Origin of the sequence: Pseudomonas sp. MYb60, assembly GCF_002979555.1 — a bacterium.
Taxonomy (GTDB): domain Bacteria; phylum Pseudomonadota; class Gammaproteobacteria; order Pseudomonadales; family Pseudomonadaceae; genus Aquipseudomonas.
This window is the reverse complement of the sequence record NZ_PCOZ01000001.1, coordinates 215,921-235,344: the sequence shown is the minus strand read 5'-3', so window position 1 is coordinate 235,344 and position 19,424 is coordinate 215,921. Positions and strand designations below refer to the sequence as shown.

Here is a 19,424-nt window from a genome sequence, read left to right as displayed (position 1 = left end):
CAATGGGCTTGAACCCCGCGTTGTACCTGTTGAGTTTTGCACTGTTGAGCCCTCATGCCTGGGCCACGCAAGACTGCCAGCTCAGCCTCAGCCAGGCGCAGGTGGACTTCGGTCTGATGAACCGCTCAATCAGCCTGGCCCCCACTCCCGATCGACTGCTGGGAGAGCGACGGATCAGCCTCACGCTGAACTGCCCACAGCCCACGGACATGAGCCTGTTCTATCGGGCGCAGGGGGCAGGGAGCGAGCGCTTTCGCTTTACCGAGCGCGGCAGTTACGGCCTGCGTGTACGCGATGCCGTGCTCGACGGGCAGGCGGTGGAATTGGGAGCGATCAGCGGGTCGGGGCAGGCGCCCTCCACTTCCGGTGCCGAACTGCAATGGCAACCAGACCACGGCGTTGTGCCAATGCGTGGCGGGGTCGCAATAAGCGGGCGCAATCTGTCGTTGCAGATCGACGCCAGCGCTTGGGCCACTGAGGCCGCGACCCGTGTGCGCGACGCGGTCATCTGGGACGCCACCGGGCTGTTCGATGCCCTTGCTGCCGGGCGCTCACGGGAACTGCGGCTGCAGGCTCGCTTTGCGCCGATGGCGTGTACGCCAACCTTGTCCAACGGCGGCCACGTCGAGCTGGGCAAGTTGTCGGTCAGTGACCTGAATATCGACAAAGACACACCGCTGGCGCCACGCCCGCTGTCACTCACCGTGAACTGCGATGCACCGGCCCTGTTCGCCGTGCGCATGCAGGACAACCGTCAAGGCTCGGCCACCGGCATTGCCGATGAGCGCACCTACGGCCTGGGCCTGGACAGCCGCCAACAGAAAATCGGCCGTTATCGGCTGTTGTTCGACCCGGCACACATCACCACTGACAGCTTCGCCCAGGTGTTTCAAACCGACTCCACCACCGGCGGGATGTCCTGGAGCATTGCCAACGCCCGCATCGCGGCCATCGGCGCTACCCGGTTCCTCGGGTTCAGCGCCACCTCCGGCACCAGCAGCGGCCCCAGTGCCATTCAAACCCTCAATGCCACGCTGAGCCTGGAGGCGGTCATCGCGCCGCTGGGTTCGCTGGATCTGGGCAACGAGGTGCGGCTCGACGGTTCGGGCACCCTCGAAATCATCTACTTATAGGCATTGACCATGAAACCGATTCTGATCCAGCTGAGCGCGTGTGTCTGGCTGAGTACAGGCGCGCACGCCGCATCAAGTGTTGACCTGAACGTCACCGGGCACATCACCCCCAGCGCATGTGAGCCCACGCTTTCCAGCGGTGGCCAGTATGACCTGGGCAAGATTCCCGTCAGTGATCTGAACCTCGATCAGCCGACCAAACTGCCTGTTCACAACCTGCAATTGGCGATCACCTGCGAGGCGTTGACGCTGTTGGCACTGGAGCCTCGGGATAATCGCCTGGGCTCAAGCTACAACGACTTTTCCACTAACTTTGGGCTGGGGCTGGTCAGCGGTGACAAGAAGCTTGGCTACGTGCAATTGCGCCTGCTAGCGATCGTGGCGGACGGTACCGGCGTGCATCCCATTGGTTCGAGCGGCCCCGGTACTTGGGCGCCCATAAGCCTGATGTCGCACTACTTTCTCACGTCGTTTGCCGCGACATCCTCCTCGTTCGTCCCGGTGCCCATTCAGCAACTCAACGCCGACCTGCAGATCTCGCCGACCGTCGCCCCTGCCAACACGCTGCCGCTGACCGAAGCATTGCCCATCGACGGTTCCGTCACCTTGTCCATGAACTATCTGTAGGAGTTGCCCCATGAAAACGTATCTGATCGCTGTTGCCGCTTTTGCCTGCCTGGTCGGAGCCCTTCCGGCCCAAGCGGCTTCCACCGCCGAGCTGACCGTGGGTGGGCTGATCACCCCGATGGCCTGCACGCCCGTCCTGTCCGGCGGCGGCCTGATTGACTTCGGCAAGATCTCCCGCAAGGACCTCAATCAGACCACAGGCACGCGTCTGCCACTCAAGTCGCTGACCTTGACCGTCAGTTGCAACGCCCCCGGACGCTACACCTTGCGCATGGCCGACAACCGCGACGGCACGGCCCACGTCAACAGCGAGATTTACTACGGCCTCGGGCTGGACATTGCGGGTAACAAGATCGGCGTGTATTCGGTGAAGTTCGATCCCAAGCAGACTGTGGTCGATGATTTGCCCGTGGTCTATGGCACCGAGTCGACCACCGGTGGCGTGGCCTGGCGCCCTGCGAACTTGAACCCGATCGACATTGGTTCGCGCAGCTTGCTGGGCTTTACCGACGTGGCCGGCAGTACGTCCGGTCCCTCGGCCATCCAGAACCTGAGCAGCACGTTGACCCTGGAGACCGTGATCAACGCCAAGCAGAACCTGGACCTGAGTGTGGATACGCCGATGGATGGGTCGGCGACGCTGGAGGTGGTCTACCTGTAAGGTCAGACCTTCTCGCTGGTCACCCCGACGTACAAGGCGCGGCCAGCACCGCAACCGGCGATGATGGCGCCGATGCCAAGCACGCCGAATACCCAACCGGTGGCGCCCCAGCCGCCGGTCCAGTCGTGCAGGACGCCCACTGCCAGCGGCCCCATGGACGCTACGGTGTAACCGATGCCCTGGGCCATGCTCGACAGGTTGGACGCCACATGGGCGTCTCGCGAGCGCAGCACGATCAGGGTCAGCGCCAGGCTGAACGTACCGCCCTGCCCCAGGCCGAGCAGAATCGCCCACCCCCACAGGCCATCGATGGGCGCATACAGGCAACCGAACAGCCCGACCAGGGTCAGCACCATCACCACCACAATGGCCAGGCGCTGGTCCTTGCCACGGGTGGCCAGCCACGGTGCGGACAGCGAGCTGAACAGTTGCATGATAATCGAACCCGACAACGCCAATCCGGCTTCGGTGGGGCTCAGTCCCCGACCAATCAGGATCGACGGCAGCCAGCCAAACACGATGTAGGACAGGGAGGATTGCAGGCCCATGTACAAGGTAACTTGCCAGGCCAGCGGGTCGCGCAGCAGCCCCTTCACCCGATAAGCCGCGGTATGCCTCCCCTGTTTCTGGCCGACTTGCGGCAGCCAGAACACGGCCGCCATCAGCGCAGGAAGCATCCAGAAGCCCAGGCCGATGTTCCAGCTGTCACCGAAATAATGACTCAACGGCACCGTGGCCCCCGCCGCCAGTGCCGCGCCCAGGCACAGCGCCATGGTATAGACGCCGGTCATGGCGCCGGCCTGTTTGGCGAAGTCGCGCTTGACGATGCCCGGCAGCAGCACGCCGATGATGCCGATGCTCGCACCAGCAATCAGGCTGCCGGCGAACAGCCCGGTTTCGCCAAACGAACTGCGCAGGAGGATGCCTGCGGCGAGCATCAGCAAAATGCCCAGCACCACGCGCTCGGCGCCAAAGCGCCGCGCCAGGATCGGAGCCAGCGGTGCAAACAGGCCCAGGCACAGCACCGGCAGCGTCGTCAGCAAGCCGGCCCTGGCGGCTGACAGGCCCAGGCTGTTCGACACTTCGCTCAGCAGCGGCGACAGGCTTGACAGTGCCGGACGCAGGTTCAACGCCACCAACACCAGGCCCAGCAGCAACAGCCATCGACGACTGACCGGCGGCGGGCTGTGTTGCACCACCTCGTCATCCGCTTCGGCGTCAATCAACAGTGCGTCCTGCCTGGTTTTGCGTTGGGTTGTTGGGGCTTCGAGGGTCATTGATCCATGCCGGCAGAGTGAGGGGCGCTTGCTCTAATTATTCGATGAAATCTCCCACAGCCTATTCGGACGTGCCTACAAGAGCAACGGCCCCGGTTTCTTGAGCGGCAAAAAAGCCTGCTAGCCAAAATAAATAAACCCGGCACCAGGCCGGGTTTATTTATTCACGCATCGATCAATGCAAAATCTGGCTCAAGAACAGCTTGGTCCGGTCATTCTGCGGGTTGTCGAAGAAGTCGTTCGGCGCCGCCTGTTCCACGATCTCGCCCTTGTCCATGAAGATCACGCGGTTGGCCACGGTGCGGGCAAAGCCCATTTCGTGGGTCACGCACAACATGGTCATGCCGTCTTCGGCCAGGCCGATCATGGTGTCGAGCACTTCCTTCACCATCTCCGGGTCGAGTGCCGAGGTCGGCTCATCGAACAGCATGATTTTCGGCTTCATGCACAGTGCACGGGCAATCGCCACACGCTGTTGCTGCCCGCCAGAGAGCTGCCCCGGAAACTTGTGGGCCTGCTCCGGAATACGCACGCGCTCCAGGTAGTGCATGGCAATTTCTTCAGCCTTGCGCTTGGGCATCTTGCGCACCCACATCGGTGCCAGCGTGCAGTTCTGCAGGATGGTCAGGTGCGGGAACAGGTTGAAGTGCTGGAACACCATGCCGACTTCGCGGCGGATCGCTTCGATCTGCTTGAGGTCGTTGGTCAGCTCCACGCCATCGACCACGATGCGACCCTGCTGGTGTTCTTCCAGGCGGTTGAGGCAACGGATGGTGGTGGACTTGCCCGAACCCGACGGGCCGCACAGCACGATACGCTCGCCCTGCTTGACGTTGAGGTTGATGTCTTTCAACACGTGGAACTGGCCGTACCACTTGTTGACGCCCTGCATCTGAATAATGCCTTCAGGGCTCACAGGCTGTTTGATTGCTTCGCTCATAACAACAACTCCTAACGCTTGTGGCCTGTGTCGAGCTTGTGTTCCAAATGAATGGAATAGCGCGACATACCAAAACAGAAAATCCAGAACACCAGGGCGGCAAACACGTAGCCTTCGGTGGCCATGCCCAACCATTTCGGGTCGGCGGCGGCTTGCTTGACGCTGTTGAGCAGGTCGAACAGGCCGATGATGATCACCAGGCTGGTGTCCTTGAACAGCGCGATGAAGGTGTTGACGATGCCGGGGATCACCAGCTTCAGGGCTTGCGGCAGAATCACCAGGCCCATCGAACGCCAGTAGCCCAGGCCCATCGCGGCAGCGGCTTCGTATTGACCCTTGGGAATCGCCTGCAAGCCACCACGCACCACTTCAGCCACGTAGGCCGACTGGAACAGGATCACGCCGATCAACGCCCGCAGCAGCTTGTCGATGCCCATGCCTTCGGGCAGGAACAACGGCAGCATCACCGAGGACATGAACAACACCGTGATCAACGGCACGCCGCGCCAGAACTCGATGAAGGTCACGCAGATCACGCGGATCGCCGGCATGTTCGAGCGACGCCCCAAGGCCAGCACGATACCCAGCGGCAAGGCGCCAGCGATGCCGACGGTGGCGATCACCAGGGTCAGCATCAGGCCGCCCCATTGGCTGGTCGCTACGTTGGTCAGGCCGAAGATGCCGCCATGCAGCAGGAAAAACGCGATGATCGGGTACAGCACCAGAAAGCTCAGGCCGTAGATCGCCTTGCGCTGAAAGCGCGAGATGAACAACGGCGCCACGCCAACGATGGCCAGCCACACGGTCAGGTCTACGCGCCAGCGCAGGTCACCGGGGTAGTAGCCATACATGAACTGCCCGAAGCGCTGTTGGATGAACACCCAGCAGGCGCCCTCCTTTGTGCAGTCGGCGCGCGTGGTACCCACCCAGTTGGCGTCGAGGATGGCCCAGTGCAGGATCGGCGGTACCACCAGGTAGACCAGGTAGAAGGCCAGCAATGTCAGCAGGGTGTTGAGCCAACTCGAGAACAGGTTGGCGCGCATCCATGCCACCGGGCCGAACACCTTGGTCGGCGGCGGCATGTCAGGTTTGAAAGTATGTGAACTCATGCTGGTTTCCTCACCGCTCGATCAGCGCAATGCGCTTGTTGTACCAGTTCATCAGCAGGGAAATGCTGATGCTGATCGCCAGGTACACGCTCATGGTGATGGCAATGACTTCGATGGCCTGGCCGGTCTGGTTGAGCACCGTGCCGGCGAACAGCGAGACCATTTCCGGGTAACCGATACCGGCGGCCAGCGAGGAGTTCTTCGCCAGGTTCAGGTATTGGCTGGTCAGCGGCGGAATGATCACCCGCAGGGCCTGCGGGATGATGACCTTGCGCAGCGTCGGCCCGGGGCGCAGGCCCAGGGAGCGTGCCGCTTCGGTTTGGCCATGGCTCACGGACTTGATGCCCGAGCGCACGATCTCGGCGATGAACGCTGCCGTGTACACGGTAAGCGCCAGTGTCAGTGCCAGCAGTTCAGGGATCAATACCCAGCCGCCAACAAAGTTGAAGCCCTTGAGCTCAGGCATTTCCCAATGCACCGGCGCACCGAAGATCAAGGTGCACAGCGCAGGGATCACAATGAACAACGCCAGGCCCGCCCAGAATTTGTGGAAGGGAACGCCGGTGGCTTCAAAGCGCTTGTTGGCCCAGCGTGACATCAGCACGATAGCCACGATGGCGACGACGATGCTCACTACAAACGGCCAGAACCCGTCAGCGGCAATCGCTGCCGGCATGTTCAGGCCACGGCTGCTGACAAAGAAGGTGTCGCCGAAGTTGTGACTGTTGCGCGGCCCCGGCATGGTCAGGAACACCGCGAAGTACCAGAACAGGATTTGCAGCAGCGGCGGAATGTTGCGGAACACTTCCACATACACGGTGGCCAGCTTGTTGATCATCCAGTTCGGCGACAGCCGTGCCACGCCGATGATGAAGCCCAGCAGGGTAGCCAGGATCACGCCGATGAAGGTCACCAGCAAGGTGTTGAGCAAGCCGATCACAAAGACCCGGGCATAGCTGTCCGATTCGGTGTAGTCGATCAAATGCTGCGCGATGCCGAAGCCGGCACTGCGTTCAAGAAAGTCGAAACCCGAGGTAATGCCCCGGTGCTGGAGGTTGGTCTGGGTGTTGTCGAAGAGGTACCAGCCCAGCGAGATCACCGCCACAATCGTGATGATCTGGAAGAGCCACGCACGCACTTTGGGGTCGCTGAAGCTGAGCTTCTGCTTGGGTGCGCCGATTTGTTTTTGCATGAAGTGCCCCGAAAATAATGGAACAGAACATCACCCGGCGGTTGGCCCACCGGGTGACAGAACCATCAGCGATCAGCGCACAGGGGGTGCGTATTGAATGCCGCCGGCGTTCCACAGCGCGTTCAGGCCGCGGTCGATTTCCAGCGGGGTGCTCTTGCCCAGGTTGCGCTCGAACACTTCGCCGTAGTTACCGACTTGCTTGACGATCTGCACAACCCAGTCTTTTTTCACTTTCAGGTCTTTGCCGTATTCGCCGTCAGCACCGAGCAGACGAGCAACGTCCGGGTTCTTGGTGGACTTGGCTTCAGCTTCAACGTTTTTCGAGGTGATACCGGCTTCTTCAGCGTTGAGCATGGCGTAGCCTACCCAGCGCACGATGGCCAGCCACTCGTCGTCGCCGTTACGCACGACCGGGCCCAGTGGCTCCTTGGAGATGGTTTCCGGCAGTACCACGTAGTCCTTCGGCGCGGCCAGCTTGCTGCGCTGGGCGAACAGTTGGGACTTGTCGGAGGTCAGCACGTCGCAACGACCGGATTCCAGCGACTTGGCGCTTTCGTCGGAGGTGTCGAAGGTGATCGGGGTGTACTTGAGGCCGTTGCCACGGAAGTAGTCGGAAACGTTCAGCTCAGTGGTGGTACCGGCCTGGATGCAGATGGTTGCACCGTCCAGTTCCTTGGCACTCTTCACGCCCAGCTTGTTGTTGACCAGGAAGCCGATGCCATCGTAGTAGGTGATGAAGCCCGGGAATTTGAGGCCCATGCCGGCATCGCGGGAGCTGGTCATGGTGGTGTTGCGCGACAGGATGTCGACTTCGCCGGATTGAAGCGCGGTGAAACGCTCCTTGGCATTCAACTGGCTGAATTTGACCTTGGTCGCGTCGCCGAACACGGCAGCGGCAACAGCACGGCACACGTCAGCGTCGATCCCGAGGATCTTGCCGCTGGCATCCGGCACCGAGAAGCCCGGCAGGCCGTCACTCACGCCACATTGCACAAAGCCTTTCTTCTGCACGCCATCGAGGGTGGCGCCGGCTTGGGCAAAACCGCTGACACCCAGTACAGCCGCCGCAGTCACGATGGCCAGGGTGGATTTCAATACCTTCATTCAAACCTCCAGTTGCTCTTGTTGTGTCGGAGCTCGAACCCCACCGCACCCTTTTGAGGCGACCTTGACCCGTGTTGGCTTTTTTTGGGGTCAAACGGTAAGAGGCTGTCGCTGTAAGTCCAGTTGCTATCCCAGAGGCGGCTGTCACTGATAGTGTTACCGCCACGGGAGAGACCTGACATCGAGTTCTCCATAGCAAGCGCCGTACCACACTGGCCGCTGAGCCGTTTCAGCTCATGGTCAAGAGGAAAAGATTCACCCTTGCGACATTCTCTTAACAGATCAACCTGTCGCGCACCGTTCCGTCGCACTCAATCGGAGCGCACGCACATATTTGGAGCAACCATGACCGACCCCTTGATTCTTCAGCCCGCCAAGCCCGCAGACGCCTGCGTAATCTGGTTGCATGGCCTGGGTGCCGATCGCTACGACTTCCTGCCAGTGGCAGAAGCCCTGCAGGAAAGCCTGCTGACCACGCGATTCGTTTTGCCCCAGGCGCCGACCCGCCCCGTCACCATCAACGGCGGTTACGAGATGCCGAGCTGGTACGACATCAAGGCCATGAGCCCGGCCCGTTCCATCAGCCTGGAAGAGTTGGAAATCTCGGCAACCCTGGTCACGGATTTGATCGAAGCGCAGAAGAGAACCGGAATAGACGCTTCGCGAATTTTCCTTGCCGGTTTTTCCCAGGGCGGTGCGGTCGTGTTCCACACCGCGTTCTTGAATTGGGAAGGCCCGTTGGGTGGCGTGATCGCCCTCTCCACCTACGCGCCGACGTTCAGCGACGAGCTGGAATTGTCCGCCAGCCAGCAGCGCATTCCGACCCTGTGCCTGCATGGCCAGTACGATGAAGTGGTACAGAACGCCATGGGTCGCAGCGCCTACGAGCATTTGAAGACCCGTGGTGTCACCGTGACATGGCAGGAATACCCAATGGGCCACGAAGTGTTACCCGAAGAGATCCGCGATATCGGCGCCTGGTTGAGCGCTCGCCTGAGCTGAAAACCGGCGTTTATGTAGCCGTATGACAGACACACTACGCCGCGCCCGTTTCTTGCATTACACTGGCCGGCGTACATTCCTTAACCAATTAATGAGATCACCGTGCTCGAAGCACTCAAGAAGATGTTCGGCAAAAGCGAGGCCGAGCCGCTCGCGCCTGTTCCCAGTGCTCCTGTCCCGACTGCCGGCAGCCGCGATGACGGCCATCAGCCCGCTCGGACGGTGCCTGTCGCCCCGCCGACGACGCCTACGGTGACCGCGCCTGAACCGACAACAGCCTCCGTACCGGCGCCCAAGCCGCGCCGCGAACGTGCGCCCAAACCGCCCGTCATCCCTTGGAAACTCGAAGACTTCGTGGTCGAGCCCCAGGAAGGCAAGACCCGCTTCCATGATTTCAAGCTGGCCCCTGAACTGATGCATGCCATCCAGGACCTGGGTTTCCCCTACTGCACGCCGATCCAGGCGCAGGTGCTGGGCTTCACCCTCGCCGGCAAAGACGCCATCGGTCGCGCCCAGACCGGTACTGGCAAGACTGCCGCGTTCCTGATCTCGATCATCACCCAGTTGCTGCAGACGCCGCCGCCGAAAGAACGCTACATGGGCGAACCACGCGCACTGATCATCGCCCCGACCCGGGAGCTGGTGGTGCAGATCGCCAAGGACGCCGCCGACCTGACCAAATACACCGGCCTCAACGTCATGACGTTTGTCGGCGGCATGGACTTCGACAAGCAGCTCAAGCACCTCGAAGCCCGTCATTGCGACATCCTGGTGGCGACACCGGGCCGCCTGCTGGACTTCAACCAGCGCGGCGACGTGCACTTGGACATGGTCGAAGTGATGGTGCTGGACGAAGCTGACCGCATGCTCGACATGGGGTTCATCCCACAGGTGCGTCAGATCATTCGCCAGACCCCACCGAAATCCGAACGTCAGACCCTGCTGTTCTCCGCGACCTTCACCGAAGACGTGATGAACCTCGCCAAGCAGTGGACCACCGACCCGTCCATCGTCGAGATCGAAGCGGAAAACGTCGCCAGCGAAAACGTCGAGCAACACATCTACGCCGTCGCCGGTGCCGACAAGTACAAGCTGCTCTACAACCTGGTCAACGACAACGGTTGGGAACGCGTGATGGTGTTCGCCAACCGCAAGGACGAGGTACGCCGCATCGAGGAGCGCCTGGTGCGTGATGGCGTGAACGCGGCGCAATTGTCCGGTGACGTGCCCCAGCACAAGCGCATCAAGACGCTGGAGGGCTTTCGCGAAGGCAAGATCCGCGTGCTGGTGGCCACTGATGTGGCGGGCCGTGGGATTCACATCGACGGCATCAGCCACGTGATCAACTTCACCCTGCCGGAAGTGCCGGACGACTACGTGCACCGCATTGGCCGAACCGGTCGTGCCGGAGCGGCGGGTGTGTCGATCAGTTTTGCCGGGGAAGATGACTCGTATCAGTTGCCGTCGATCGAGGCGCTGCTGGGTCGCAAAATCAGCTGCGAGACACCGCCGACGCACTTGTTGCGCCCGGTCGAGCGTAAACGCCCGTAGGAGCGAGCTTGCTCGCGAAAAACCAGAGAACAACACGGGGCACCAGTGGCCCCGCGTTATCGTTAACGATCTTCGCGAGCAAGCTCGCTCCTACCAGCGGTCTGCGGCAATGTGATCGCTGCTGCGCCCTTCCACCCAACGCGGCCCCTCACTGGTGTTCTCTTTCTTCCAGAACGGCGCCCGCGTCTTCAAATAGTCCATCACAAAGGCACAGGCATCAAACGCCGCCTGGCGATGGGCACTGGCTACCCCGACGAACACAATCGGCTCTCCCGGCTCCAGCGCGCCGATACGGTGCAGCACCTCGAGCTTGAGCAGCGGCCAACGTTGTTCGGCTTCGACGGCTATCTTGGCCAAAGCCTTTTCAGTCATGCCGGGATAGTGTTCAAGAAACATCCCCGATACCTCGCGGCCATCATTGAAGTCGCGAACATACCCGACAAAACTCACCACCGCGCCCACGCCGACATTGGCTGCATGCATCGCATTGACTTCAACACCGGGATCAAACGCCTCGACCTGCACGCGGATGGCCATTTTCAGCCTCCGGTCACGGGCGGGAAGAAGGCAATTTCGTCTCCGGCATGTACCGGCTCGTCAAGACTGCACAATTCCTCGTTTCGCGCACACATCAGGCTCGTCTCGTTGAGGACTGCAAACTCCGGGTCACTGGCCAGCGCCAGGCGCACGGCATCGACGGTGGCGAAATCGCCCTCCATCTCCAGCGAATCAAAGCCCACCGCTTCGGCGTAACGCGCAAAAAACAATACGTTGATGCTCATGCCTGGTCCGCCTTGAAATGCCCGCTCTTGCCGCCAAGCTTTTCCAGCAGGCGAATGGTTTCGATGGTCATGCCGCGGTCCACGGCCTTGCACATGTCGTAGATCGTCAGGGCCGCGACGCTGGCCGCGGTCAACGCTTCCATCTCAACGCCGGTCTGGCCGGAGAGCTTGCAGCGCGCCAGGATGTGCACGGCGTCTTCGCCATCGGCCTTCAGTTCAACCTTGACGCCGGTGAGCATCAGCGGATGGCACAGCGGGATAAGGTCACTGGTTTTTTTCGCAGCCTGGATCCCGGCGATGCGGGCCACGGCAAACACGTCGCCCTTGGGATGGGCGCCGTCGACAATCATTTTAAGGGTCTCGGGCAACATGCGCACGCGCGCTTCGGCCACCGCTTCACGGAACGTCACGGCTTTGTCGGTGACGTCGACCATGTGGGCGCGACCTTGGGAATCGAGATGAGTCAGCACGGGGTTACTCCTGATCAGGAGCACCGATTGTAAACCTATCACTGATCAAAATGTGGGAGGGGGCAACCCCCCTCCCACATTGACCGCATTTACAAGTGGGACTCGGCGTACTCGGCCAGAATCGAGCGTGGAACACCCTGCAGCGCAATGTGCACGCCGTTCGGGAAGTCTTTGAAGCGTTCCGTCAGGTAAGTCAGCCCGGAGCTGGTCGCGGACAGGTAAGGGGTGTCGATCTGTGCCAGGTTGCCCAGGCACACCACTTTGGAACCGGCGCCAGCACGGGTGATGATGGTTTTCATCTGGTGCGGCGTGAGGTTCTGGCATTCATCGATCAAAATCAGGCTCTGCTGGAAGCTGCGACCTCGGATGTAGTTGAGGGATTTGAACTGCAACGGCACTTTGCTGAGGATGTAGTCGACGCTGCCATGGGTGTTTTCGTCATCCATGTGCAAGGCTTCGAGGTTGTCGGTGATCGCCCCCAGCCACGGCTCCATTTTTTCCGCCTCGGTGCCGGGCAGGAAACCGATCTCCTGGTCCAGGCCCTGCACGCTGCGGGTGGCGATGATGCGGCGATAACGCTTGGTCACCATGGTCTGCTCGATGGCAGCGGCCAGGGCGAGGATGGTTTTACCGGAACCGGCGGCACCGGTCAGGTTGACCAGGTGGATATCCGGGTCGAGCAGCGCATACAGCGCCAGGCTCTGGTAGATGTCACGCGGTTTCAGGCCCCAGGCTTCCTGGTGCAACAGGGGTTCCTGATGCAGGTCGAGGATCAGCAGCTTGTCGACCTGGATCTCTTTGATCCAGCCCACAAAACCCTGTTCGTCGATGATGAATTCATTGATGTGCACGGCCGGCAGGTTGTCGATCAATTGCACCTGGTGCCAGGTGCGGCCATGGTCCTGACGGGTTTCGACCTTGCTGACCAGGTCCCAGAACGAGCCGGTCACGGTGTGATACCCACGGGACAGCATCGAGACGTCGTCGACCAGTTGGTCGGTGCTGTAGTCCTCGGCCGCGATCCCACACGCACGGGCCTTGAGGCGCATATTGATGTCTTTGGTCACCAGCACCAGGCGCAGGTCCTTGTCGCGCGCGTGCAGGTCGATCAATTGGTTGATGATCTTGTTGTCGTTGAGGTTTTCCGGCAACAGGCTGTTGGGCTCGCTGCGCTTGCTCATCAGGATCGACAGCAGCCCCTTGGGCCCGCTCTTGCCGCGCTGGATCGGCACGCCGACTTCAACGTCTTCAGGAGACGCTTCGCCCAGCGTCTTGTCGATCAGGCGGATGGCCTGGCGACATTCGGCGGCAACGCTGTGGTGCCCGCTTTTGAGCTTGTCGAGTTCCTCAAGCACGATCATGGGGATGGCGACGTGGTGTTCTTCGAAATTGAGCAGTGCGTTTGGATCGTGGATCAATACGTTGGTATCAAGCACATAAAGGATTGGCTGGTCGGAAGAAGGGGTGCGTCCATGATCATCCATACTCGGTCACCTTTTGTGGGAGCCAGTCGACGCAATACCTGGGCGGTGCTGCGCCTCGATTCGACCACCGAATGCACCTGAGGGACGTCAAGTGCATGCCCACATGAGGAGTCTTGGAAGACGCCACCTGTGTTGCAGGTTTCGGCGATCTGACTTCGTAATACCGCAAAACCTGTGACAGAAAAAAGCACTTTGACGCTTTTTTGAAGTTTATTTTTCAGGATGACGAATAGCACTAGCCGAGTGCCATATACCCCGTTAAAGTCGGAAGTCCGCCTGCATCGATTTGTCGCACAAAATCACCCCAGGAATGCCTCAACCCCAACGGGGCCGGGCACTTCAGCGAAACGCCTCTCGGCAGTCCTGCCAACCCAGCCCACTCTGCGCCGTTGCCTGCAATAACATCGGTAACGCCACCCGCGCCTTGTCCTGGGTGTCATGAAACACAATCACGCCTTTGCGCCATAACAGCATCAGCGTCAGCACCCGTTGCGCCGATTCTTCGGCCTTGAGCTTGCCCGGATCGTCCTGGGAATCGATGTCCCACAACGCCACCTGCAAACCCTGTGACTGGAAGAAACCCTGGCTGTCAGCGCGCCGCTGGCCATAGGGCGGGCGGAACAGCGGCACGTAGTTCTCCGGCATCAGGTTTTGCGTCAGCGCTGCCGTGCGGGTGATGGAACTTTGCCATTCGACCCAATGGCTATGGGAACGGTATTGCCAGCCCTGGGTGCCCACGCACTGCCCCTGATACAGGGCCTGCACGTCACTGGCCGAACTGCGTTCCACCCGGGTTTGCAGGCTGCTGCCGAGGATGAAGAAGGTCGCATTCATCTTCTGCTTGCGCAGGTAATCGGCGATCCAGTCGGTATTGCCGTTGATCGGTGCCGGGCCGTCGTCGAAGGTCAGCAGGAACAGACGATCGTTGAATTCGTCACCGTTGCGCTCGTGGTCGCCGAACCGCGCGACTTCGCTGCTGATCTGCGGGAACAACGCGGCCTTGCGCAACAACTCATCGAGGTAGCGCTCATGGAAGGTCCGGCTCGGAGCGGCCCAGCCTATATAGAAAGAATCGTCGCTGACCTCGAACTTGCCGGCCTGCTCGCGCAGGTCGTCCATGTTTTCCACCAGGTAGCAGAACGAAGCATCCACTTCACAGCTCTGCTGGGCGAAGCGGTAATTCTCCAGGAGCCGCTGCCAGAGCTGACGCCGCAGGTCGTCGATGGCCGACAGGTTGATGATCTTCAGGCCCAGGCGCTGCTTGAGCGCCGGCTCATCCAGGGACTCGCTGGCCAGCAGGCCGTGCGCGAACATGAGGATTTCCGCGCGCGAGGCCACATCGAACAGCGCCGGGCTCGCGAGTTTTTCCGGCCAGGTGCCGCGGTCCAGGCTGGCCACATCCACCGGCGCCGCTTGCGCGCCCAGGCAAAACAGACAAGCGGTCAATAACAGCGCGATTCGCACACGGGTCTCCCCCTCCAGAGTTACCGGCCATCATAGCGGATCATGCCTATCGCCATCATAGGTGGAGTCAAACCGCCCAAGCCCCTAGAATCCCCGCACGATTTAAGGAGACGACTTCATGCTGACGGTGATTTCCCCCGCCAAGACCCTCGATTTCGAGACCGCACCTGCAACCGAGCGCTTTACCCAGCCGCAATTCCTGGACCACTCCCAGGTGCTGATCGAGCAACTGCGCGCGTTCAGCCCGGCGCAGATCAGCGAACTGATGCATGTGTCCGACAAGATCGGCGGCCTGAACGCCGCGCGTTTCGGCAGCTGGACCCCGGCGTTTACCCCCGCCAATGCCAAGCAGGCGCTGCTGGCGTTCAAGGGCGACGTGTACACCGGCCTCAATGCCCAGACCTTCAGCGAAGACGACTTCACCTACGCCCAGGACCACCTGCGCATGCTCTCGGGCCTCTACGGCCTGCTGCGTCCACTGGACCTGATGATGCCGTACCGGCTGGAAATGGGCACCAAACTGGCCAACGCCCGGGGCAAGGACCTGTATGCCTTCTGGGGCACCCGCATCAGCGAATGGCTGAACGAAGCGCTGGCCGAGCAAGGTGACGATGTGCTGCTCAACCTGGCGTCCAACGAGTACTTTTCGGCGGTCAAGCGCACTGCCCTGAACGCGCGGATCATCAATACCGAGTTCAAGGACCTCAAGAACGGCCAGTACAAGATCATCAGCTTCTACGCCAAGAAGGCTCGGGGCATGATGAGCCGTTTCGTGATCGAGGAGCGCATCAACGACCCGGCCAGGCTCAAGGAGTTTGACGTGCAGGGGTATCGCTTCAATGCCGAGCAGTCCAAGCCGGACAACCTCGTGTTCCTGCGCGATCACGCACCGGAATAAAGCCAAGCCCTTCTCTTTCAGGCAATGAGATCCAAATGTGGGAGGGGGCCTGCACCCTCCCACATTTTGTTCGTGTTGCAACCAGTAAAAAGCCATTTTTTTGGCGTCAAAAAACATCTTGTCGCAAACCTAACGTTTCTTTCACTCGACTTTTCTGAATTTTTTTCATAGTGGCACCACTTTTTTAAAACACTAGTGGCACAAAACTATCTCCCCGCGTCAACTCCCCATAACTAAAGGCCCAAATAGCAAGTGCTATCAATATAGTACCAGTGCCATCTTTGCCAATATTTCAAGAAATTTCCGGAAACAGGATGAGCGGGCTGGAACTTCATCCTCACCCACGGCTCATACCACCGGTAACGAAATTCTCTGTTTCTGTAGGAGATGACTTACACAAGGACCAACGGAAGTAGCGAAGTTGTCATATTAAACTTTAACTCATTGGTCATATTACCAACCGATTAGTTAAGAGCGGCGACAAGGATGATTTGCTTCTCCCTATAAGGCCAAGGCAAAGCTTCCCCTAATGGGTCAGTGAGACAACCCAAGGCATTGATACTTAAAGGCTTACCGCCTCTATCAGCGCCCTGCGGCACTGGCGCCAGGCCCTTCTCCCAGGAAGGCTGGCTGCATTTCAGGGCAAGCCCCAATAACAAGGCCACGTTGCGCACAACTTGAGTGCAATAGTTAGTCACTCGTTATTCAACATGCCTGTACGCGATAAGTCGGCGTCTATTCGCCCAACTTTCGTGGCATCAGTGACGCTTGCAAACATGAACTCCGGCCATTAATTGGCATGATTAACACAGTCTTGAATGACAAAGAGGTAAATGCGATGCGCATCAGCATATTTGGTCTCGGTTACGTTGGCGCAGTATGTGCCGGTTGCCTGTCTGCCCGTGGCCACGAAGTGGTTGGCGTAGACATCTCCAAGGACAAGATTGACCTGATCAATGCCGGCAAATCGCCCATCGTTGAACCCGGTCTGGGCGAGCTGTTGAGCCAGGGTATCGAGACTGGCCGACTGCGCGGCACCACCAACTTCGCCGAAGCCATCCGTGACACTGACCTGTCGATGATCTGCGTCGGTACGCCGAGCAAGAAAAACGGCGACCTTGAACTCGACTACATCGAAGCCGTGTGCCGCGAAATCGGTTTTGTCCTGCGTGACAAAGCCACCCGCCACACCGTGGTGGTGCGCAGCACCGTCTTGCCAGGCACCGTAGCCAACGTGGTAATCCCGATCCTCGAAGACTGCTCCGGCAAGAAAGCCGGCGTCGACTTCGGTGTCGCGGTCAACCCGGAATTCCTGCGTGAATCCACGGCCATCGCCGACTACGACCTGCCACCGATGACCGTCATTGGCGAATTCGACAAAGCCTCCGGCGATGTCCTGCAGTCGCTGTACGAAGAACTCGACGCGCCGATCATCCGCAAGGACATCGCCGTTGCCGAAATGATCAAGTACACCTGCAACGTGTGGCACGCCACCAAGGTCACCTTCGCCAACGAAATCGGCAACATCGCCAAGGCTGTCGGCGTCGACGGCCGCGAAGTGATGGAAGTGGTCTGCCAGGACAAAACCCTCAACCTGTCCCAGTACTACATGCGCCCAGGCTTTGCCTTCGGTGGTTCGTGCCTGCCCAAAGACGTGCGCGCCCTCACCTACCGCGCCGGTTCCCTGGACGTGGAAGCGCCGCTGCTCAACTCGCTGATGCGCAGCAACGAGTCCCAGGTGCAGAACGCCTTCGACATCGTCTCCAGCCACGACAAACGCAAAGTCGCCCTACTGGGCCTGAGCTTCAAGGCCGGTACCGACGACCTGCGTGAAAGCCCGCTGGTAGAACTGGCGGAAATGCTGATCGGCAAGGGCTTCGACCTGAGCATCTACGACAGCAACGTCGAGTACGCCCGTGTCCACGGTGCGAACAAGGACTACATCGAGGGCAAGATCCCGCACGTGTCGTCCCTGCTCAACTCGGACTTCGATGATGTGATCAACAACTCCGACGTGATCATCCTCGGCAACCGCGACGAGAAATTCCGCGCCCTGGCGCAGAACGCACCGCACGGCAAGCAAGTGATCGACCTGGTGGGCTTCATGTCCAAGGCCACCTGCGCAACCGGTCGCACCGAAGGCATCTGCTGGTAACAGCAACGGCAAGTTCCAGGCGGCGCGCGTTCCCATCCCCAGCGCGCGCCGCCTGGAACCTCCTTCACCTTCGGAAGATGCTTATGTCCAAGTTAAAACATGTCCTACTGCAATCCGCCGGCTGGCTGTTCTTCCTCAGCCTGCTGATGGGGCTCGCCCTGCTGTTGCCGGCGAGCACGTTCGACTCCGAGTCGAAGAATTTTATTTTCCTGATTGGCGCCGTGGGTATCTGGCGCTACTCGATGGGTGCTACGCATTTCTTTCGCGGCATGTTGTTCCTGTACGTGGTCTACCCGCACCTGCGTCGCAAAGTGCGCAAGCTGGGCAAGGCGGCCGATCCGTCCCACGTATTCCTGATGGTGACCAGTTTTCGCATCGACGCGCTGACCACCGCCCAGGTGTACAGCTCGGTGATCCGCGAAGCCATCGAATGCGGTTTCCCCACCACTGTCGTGTGCTCACTGGTGGAAATGTCCGACGAGCTGCTGGTCAAGAGCCTGTGGGAGAAGATGAACCCGCCGGAACACGTGAAGCTCGACTTTGTTCGTATCGCCGGTACCGGCAAGCGTGACGGCCTGGCCTTCGGCTTCCGCGCCATCTCCCGCCACCTGCCGGATGACCGCGCCGTCGTGGCCGTGATCGACGGCGACACCGTGCTCGCCGAGGGAGTGGTACGCAAGACCGTGCCGTGGTTCCAGCTGTTCGGCAACGTCGGCGGCCTCACAACCAACGAGTTCTGCGAAGTGCGCGGCGGCTACATCATGAGCGAATGGCACAAACTGCGTTTCGCCCAACGCCACATCAACATGTGCTCCATGGCCCTGTCCAAGCGCGTGCTGACCATGACCGGTCGCATGTCGGTGTTCCGTGCCAGCGTGGTGACTGACCCCGGCTTCATCGCCGACGTGGAAAGCGACTCGCTGCAACACTGGCGCCTGGGTCGCTTCAAATTCCTCACGGGCGACGACAAGTCCAGCTGGTTCAGCCTGATGCGCCTGGGCTACGACACTTTCTACGTCCCTGACGCCGCCATCAACACCGTGGAACACCCGCCGGAAAAGAGCTTCATCAAGGCCAGCCGCAAGCTGATGTTCCGCTGGTACGGCAACAACCTGCGCCAGAACTCCCGCGCCCTGGGCCTGGGTGTACGGCGCCTGGGGCTGTTCACCAGCGTGGTGTTGTTCGACCAACGCGTGTCGATGTGGACCTCCCTGCTCGGCCTGACCGTGGCAATCATCGCCACCTTCAAGTACGGCGGCGCGTTCATCCTCGCCTACCTGCTGTGGATCGGCATCACCCGTCTGATCCTGACCCTGCTGCTGTCGTGCTCCGGTCACACGATCGGCCCGGCCTATCCAGCGATTCTCTATTACAACCAGATCATGGGCGCGTTGGTGAAGATCTACGTGTTCTTCCGCCTTGATCAACAGTCCTGGACCCGCCAGGACACCAAACTGACCCGCGATTTGGCCAGCTTTCAACGTTGGTTCAACACCTGGTCGTCTCGGACCATGACCTTCTCCGCCGGCAGCATTTTCGTCGCCGTGTTGCTGATGATGGTCTGACCCTGCCAAG

18 protein-coding genes are annotated in these 19,424 nt (G+C 60.3%); 8 read left to right on the top strand and 10 right to left on the bottom strand.

Annotated elements, in window-relative coordinates:
• Positions 1 to 2 precede the first annotated feature (2 nt).
• The 3 genes from CQ041_RS01100 to CQ041_RS01090 are packed head-to-tail and all read left to right on the top strand — an operon-like array spanning position 3 to position 2,421.
• Complete coding sequence (locus tag CQ041_RS01100) at positions 3 to 1,133, top strand: DUF1120 domain-containing protein (protein WP_105520780.1); 1,131 nt, start codon at positions 3 to 5, stop codon at positions 1,131 to 1,133.
• A gap of 9 nt (positions 1,134 to 1,142) precedes the next feature.
• Positions 1,143 to 1,760 (top strand): DUF1120 domain-containing protein, encoded by a 618-nt coding sequence (locus CQ041_RS01095; RefSeq protein ID WP_105520781.1) that lies wholly within the window; start codon positions 1,143 to 1,145, stop codon positions 1,758 to 1,760.
• Between the two features lie 10 nt (positions 1,761 to 1,770).
• Positions 1,771 to 2,421: a DUF1120 domain-containing protein gene (locus tag CQ041_RS01090; protein ID WP_105520782.1), complete on the top strand. Its 651-nt coding sequence runs from the start codon at positions 1,771 to 1,773 to the stop codon at positions 2,419 to 2,421.
• 2 nt (positions 2,422 to 2,423) lie between these two features.
• Here CQ041_RS01090 and CQ041_RS01085 read toward each other — a convergent pair whose 3' ends face one another.
• The 5 genes from CQ041_RS01085 to CQ041_RS01065 form a co-directional block, all read right to left on the bottom strand.
• Entirely contained in the window at positions 2,424 to 3,698 is a 1,275-nt protein-coding gene (locus CQ041_RS01085; RefSeq protein ID WP_105520783.1) for a CynX/NimT family MFS transporter, read from the bottom strand.
• A 175-nt stretch (positions 3,699 to 3,873) separates the two neighbouring features.
• Positions 3,874 to 4,638, bottom strand: coding sequence for an amino acid ABC transporter ATP-binding protein (locus tag CQ041_RS01080; RefSeq protein ID WP_003171943.1), 765 nt, complete (start codon positions 4,636 to 4,638; stop codon positions 3,874 to 3,876).
• Between the two features lie 11 nt (positions 4,639 to 4,649).
• Positions 4,650 to 5,747: an amino acid ABC transporter permease gene (locus tag CQ041_RS01075; RefSeq protein ID WP_105520784.1), complete on the bottom strand. Its 1,098-nt coding sequence runs from the start codon at positions 5,745 to 5,747 to the stop codon at positions 4,650 to 4,652.
• 10 nt (positions 5,748 to 5,757) lie between these two features.
• The gene (locus CQ041_RS01070) at positions 5,758 to 6,939 is read right to left on the bottom strand and encodes an amino acid ABC transporter permease (RefSeq protein WP_105520785.1); all 1,182 of its coding nucleotides are present in this window, start codon (positions 6,937 to 6,939) and stop codon (positions 5,758 to 5,760) included.
• Between the two features lie 72 nt (positions 6,940 to 7,011).
• A complete protein-coding gene (locus tag CQ041_RS01065) occupies positions 7,012 to 8,043 on the bottom strand; it encodes an amino acid ABC transporter substrate-binding protein (protein ID WP_105520786.1) in 1,032 nt (343 codons plus the stop codon).
• 345 nt (positions 8,044 to 8,388) lie between these two features.
• On the opposite strand from CQ041_RS01065, the gene CQ041_RS01055 reads away from it, so the two are divergent.
• Positions 8,389 to 9,045, top strand: coding sequence for an alpha/beta hydrolase (locus tag CQ041_RS01055; protein ID WP_105520788.1), 657 nt, complete (start codon positions 8,389 to 8,391; stop codon positions 9,043 to 9,045).
• A gap of 102 nt (positions 9,046 to 9,147) precedes the next feature.
• Entirely contained in the window at positions 9,148 to 10,596 is a 1,449-nt protein-coding gene (rhlB, locus tag CQ041_RS01050) for an ATP-dependent RNA helicase RhlB (RefSeq protein WP_105520789.1), read from the top strand.
• Positions 10,597 to 10,686: 90 nt separating this feature from the next.
• Here the strand turns inward: rhlB and moaE are convergent, their stop codons facing one another.
• The 5 genes from moaE to CQ041_RS01025 form a co-directional block, all read right to left on the bottom strand.
• Positions 10,687 to 11,133, bottom strand: coding sequence for a molybdopterin synthase catalytic subunit MoaE (gene moaE, locus CQ041_RS01045; RefSeq protein ID WP_105520790.1), 447 nt, complete (start codon positions 11,131 to 11,133; stop codon positions 10,687 to 10,689).
• A 2-nt stretch (positions 11,134 to 11,135) separates the two neighbouring features.
• Positions 11,136 to 11,378: a molybdopterin converting factor subunit 1 gene (gene moaD, locus CQ041_RS01040; RefSeq protein WP_105520791.1), complete on the bottom strand. Its 243-nt coding sequence runs from the start codon at positions 11,376 to 11,378 to the stop codon at positions 11,136 to 11,138.
• Complete coding sequence (gene moaC, locus CQ041_RS01035; protein WP_105520792.1) at positions 11,375 to 11,848, bottom strand: cyclic pyranopterin monophosphate synthase MoaC; 474 nt, start codon at positions 11,846 to 11,848, stop codon at positions 11,375 to 11,377. The genes moaD and moaC overlap by 4 nt, the downstream gene beginning before the upstream one ends.
• Before the next feature lie 89 nt (positions 11,849 to 11,937).
• Positions 11,938 to 13,332: a PhoH family protein gene (locus tag CQ041_RS01030; protein ID WP_032886372.1), complete on the bottom strand. Its 1,395-nt coding sequence runs from the start codon at positions 13,330 to 13,332 to the stop codon at positions 11,938 to 11,940.
• 339 nt (positions 13,333 to 13,671) lie between these two features.
• Positions 13,672 to 14,796: a polysaccharide deacetylase family protein gene (locus tag CQ041_RS01025; RefSeq protein WP_105520793.1), complete on the bottom strand. Its 1,125-nt coding sequence runs from the start codon at positions 14,794 to 14,796 to the stop codon at positions 13,672 to 13,674.
• Positions 14,797 to 14,914: 118 nt separating this feature from the next.
• Between CQ041_RS01025 and yaaA the strand changes: the two genes are divergently transcribed.
• From yaaA to alg8, 3 genes are all read left to right on the top strand, one after another.
• Positions 14,915 to 15,694: a peroxide stress protein YaaA gene (gene yaaA, locus CQ041_RS01020; RefSeq protein ID WP_105520794.1), complete on the top strand. Its 780-nt coding sequence runs from the start codon at positions 14,915 to 14,917 to the stop codon at positions 15,692 to 15,694.
• 838 nt (positions 15,695 to 16,532) lie between these two features.
• Positions 16,533 to 17,849, top strand: a complete 1,317-nt coding sequence (locus tag CQ041_RS01015; protein WP_105520795.1) for a nucleotide sugar dehydrogenase — start codon at positions 16,533 to 16,535, stop codon at positions 17,847 to 17,849.
• Between the two features lie 83 nt (positions 17,850 to 17,932).
• Positions 17,933 to 19,414, top strand: a complete 1,482-nt coding sequence (alg8, locus tag CQ041_RS01010; RefSeq protein WP_105520796.1) for a mannuronan synthase — start codon at positions 17,933 to 17,935, stop codon at positions 19,412 to 19,414.
• Positions 19,415 to 19,424: the final 10 nt, after the last annotated feature.

What these genes read in the sequence shown, in the direction of transcription:
- CQ041_RS01100 (WP_105520780.1), top strand. Translation starts at nt 3, where the DNA reads ATGGGCTTGAACCCCGCGTTGTACCTGTTGAGTTTTGCACTGTTGAGC.
- CQ041_RS01095 (WP_105520781.1), top strand. Translation starts at nt 1,143, where the DNA reads ATGAAACCGATTCTGATCCAGCTGAGCGCGTGTGTCTGGCTGAGTACA.
- CQ041_RS01090 (WP_105520782.1), top strand. Translation starts at nt 1,771, where the DNA reads ATGAAAACGTATCTGATCGCTGTTGCCGCTTTTGCCTGCCTGGTCGGA.
- CQ041_RS01085 (WP_105520783.1), bottom strand. Translation starts at nt 3,698, where the DNA reads ATGACCCTCGAAGCCCCAACAACCCAACGCAAAACCAGGCAGGACGCA.
- CQ041_RS01080 (WP_003171943.1), bottom strand. Translation starts at nt 4,638, where the DNA reads ATGAGCGAAGCAATCAAACAGCCTGTGAGCCCTGAAGGCATTATTCAG.
- CQ041_RS01075 (WP_105520784.1), bottom strand. Translation starts at nt 5,747, where the DNA reads ATGAGTTCACATACTTTCAAACCTGACATGCCGCCGCCGACCAAGGTG.
- CQ041_RS01070 (WP_105520785.1), bottom strand. Translation starts at nt 6,939, where the DNA reads ATGCAAAAACAAATCGGCGCACCCAAGCAGAAGCTCAGCTTCAGCGAC.
- CQ041_RS01065 (WP_105520786.1), bottom strand. Translation starts at nt 8,043, where the DNA reads ATGAAGGTATTGAAATCCACCCTGGCCATCGTGACTGCGGCGGCTGTA.
- CQ041_RS01055 (WP_105520788.1), top strand. Translation starts at nt 8,389, where the DNA reads ATGACCGACCCCTTGATTCTTCAGCCCGCCAAGCCCGCAGACGCCTGC.
- moaE (WP_105520790.1), bottom strand. Translation starts at nt 11,133, where the DNA reads ATGGCCATCCGCGTGCAGGTCGAGGCGTTTGATCCCGGTGTTGAAGTC.
- moaD (WP_105520791.1), bottom strand. Translation starts at nt 11,378, where the DNA reads ATGAGCATCAACGTATTGTTTTTTGCGCGTTACGCCGAAGCGGTGGGC.
- CQ041_RS01030 (WP_032886372.1), bottom strand. Translation starts at nt 13,332, where the DNA reads ATGGATGATCATGGACGCACCCCTTCTTCCGACCAGCCAATCCTTTAT.
- yaaA (WP_105520794.1), top strand. Translation starts at nt 14,915, where the DNA reads ATGCTGACGGTGATTTCCCCCGCCAAGACCCTCGATTTCGAGACCGCA.
- CQ041_RS01015 (WP_105520795.1), top strand. Translation starts at nt 16,533, where the DNA reads ATGCGCATCAGCATATTTGGTCTCGGTTACGTTGGCGCAGTATGTGCC.
- alg8 (WP_105520796.1), top strand. Translation starts at nt 17,933, where the DNA reads ATGTCCAAGTTAAAACATGTCCTACTGCAATCCGCCGGCTGGCTGTTC.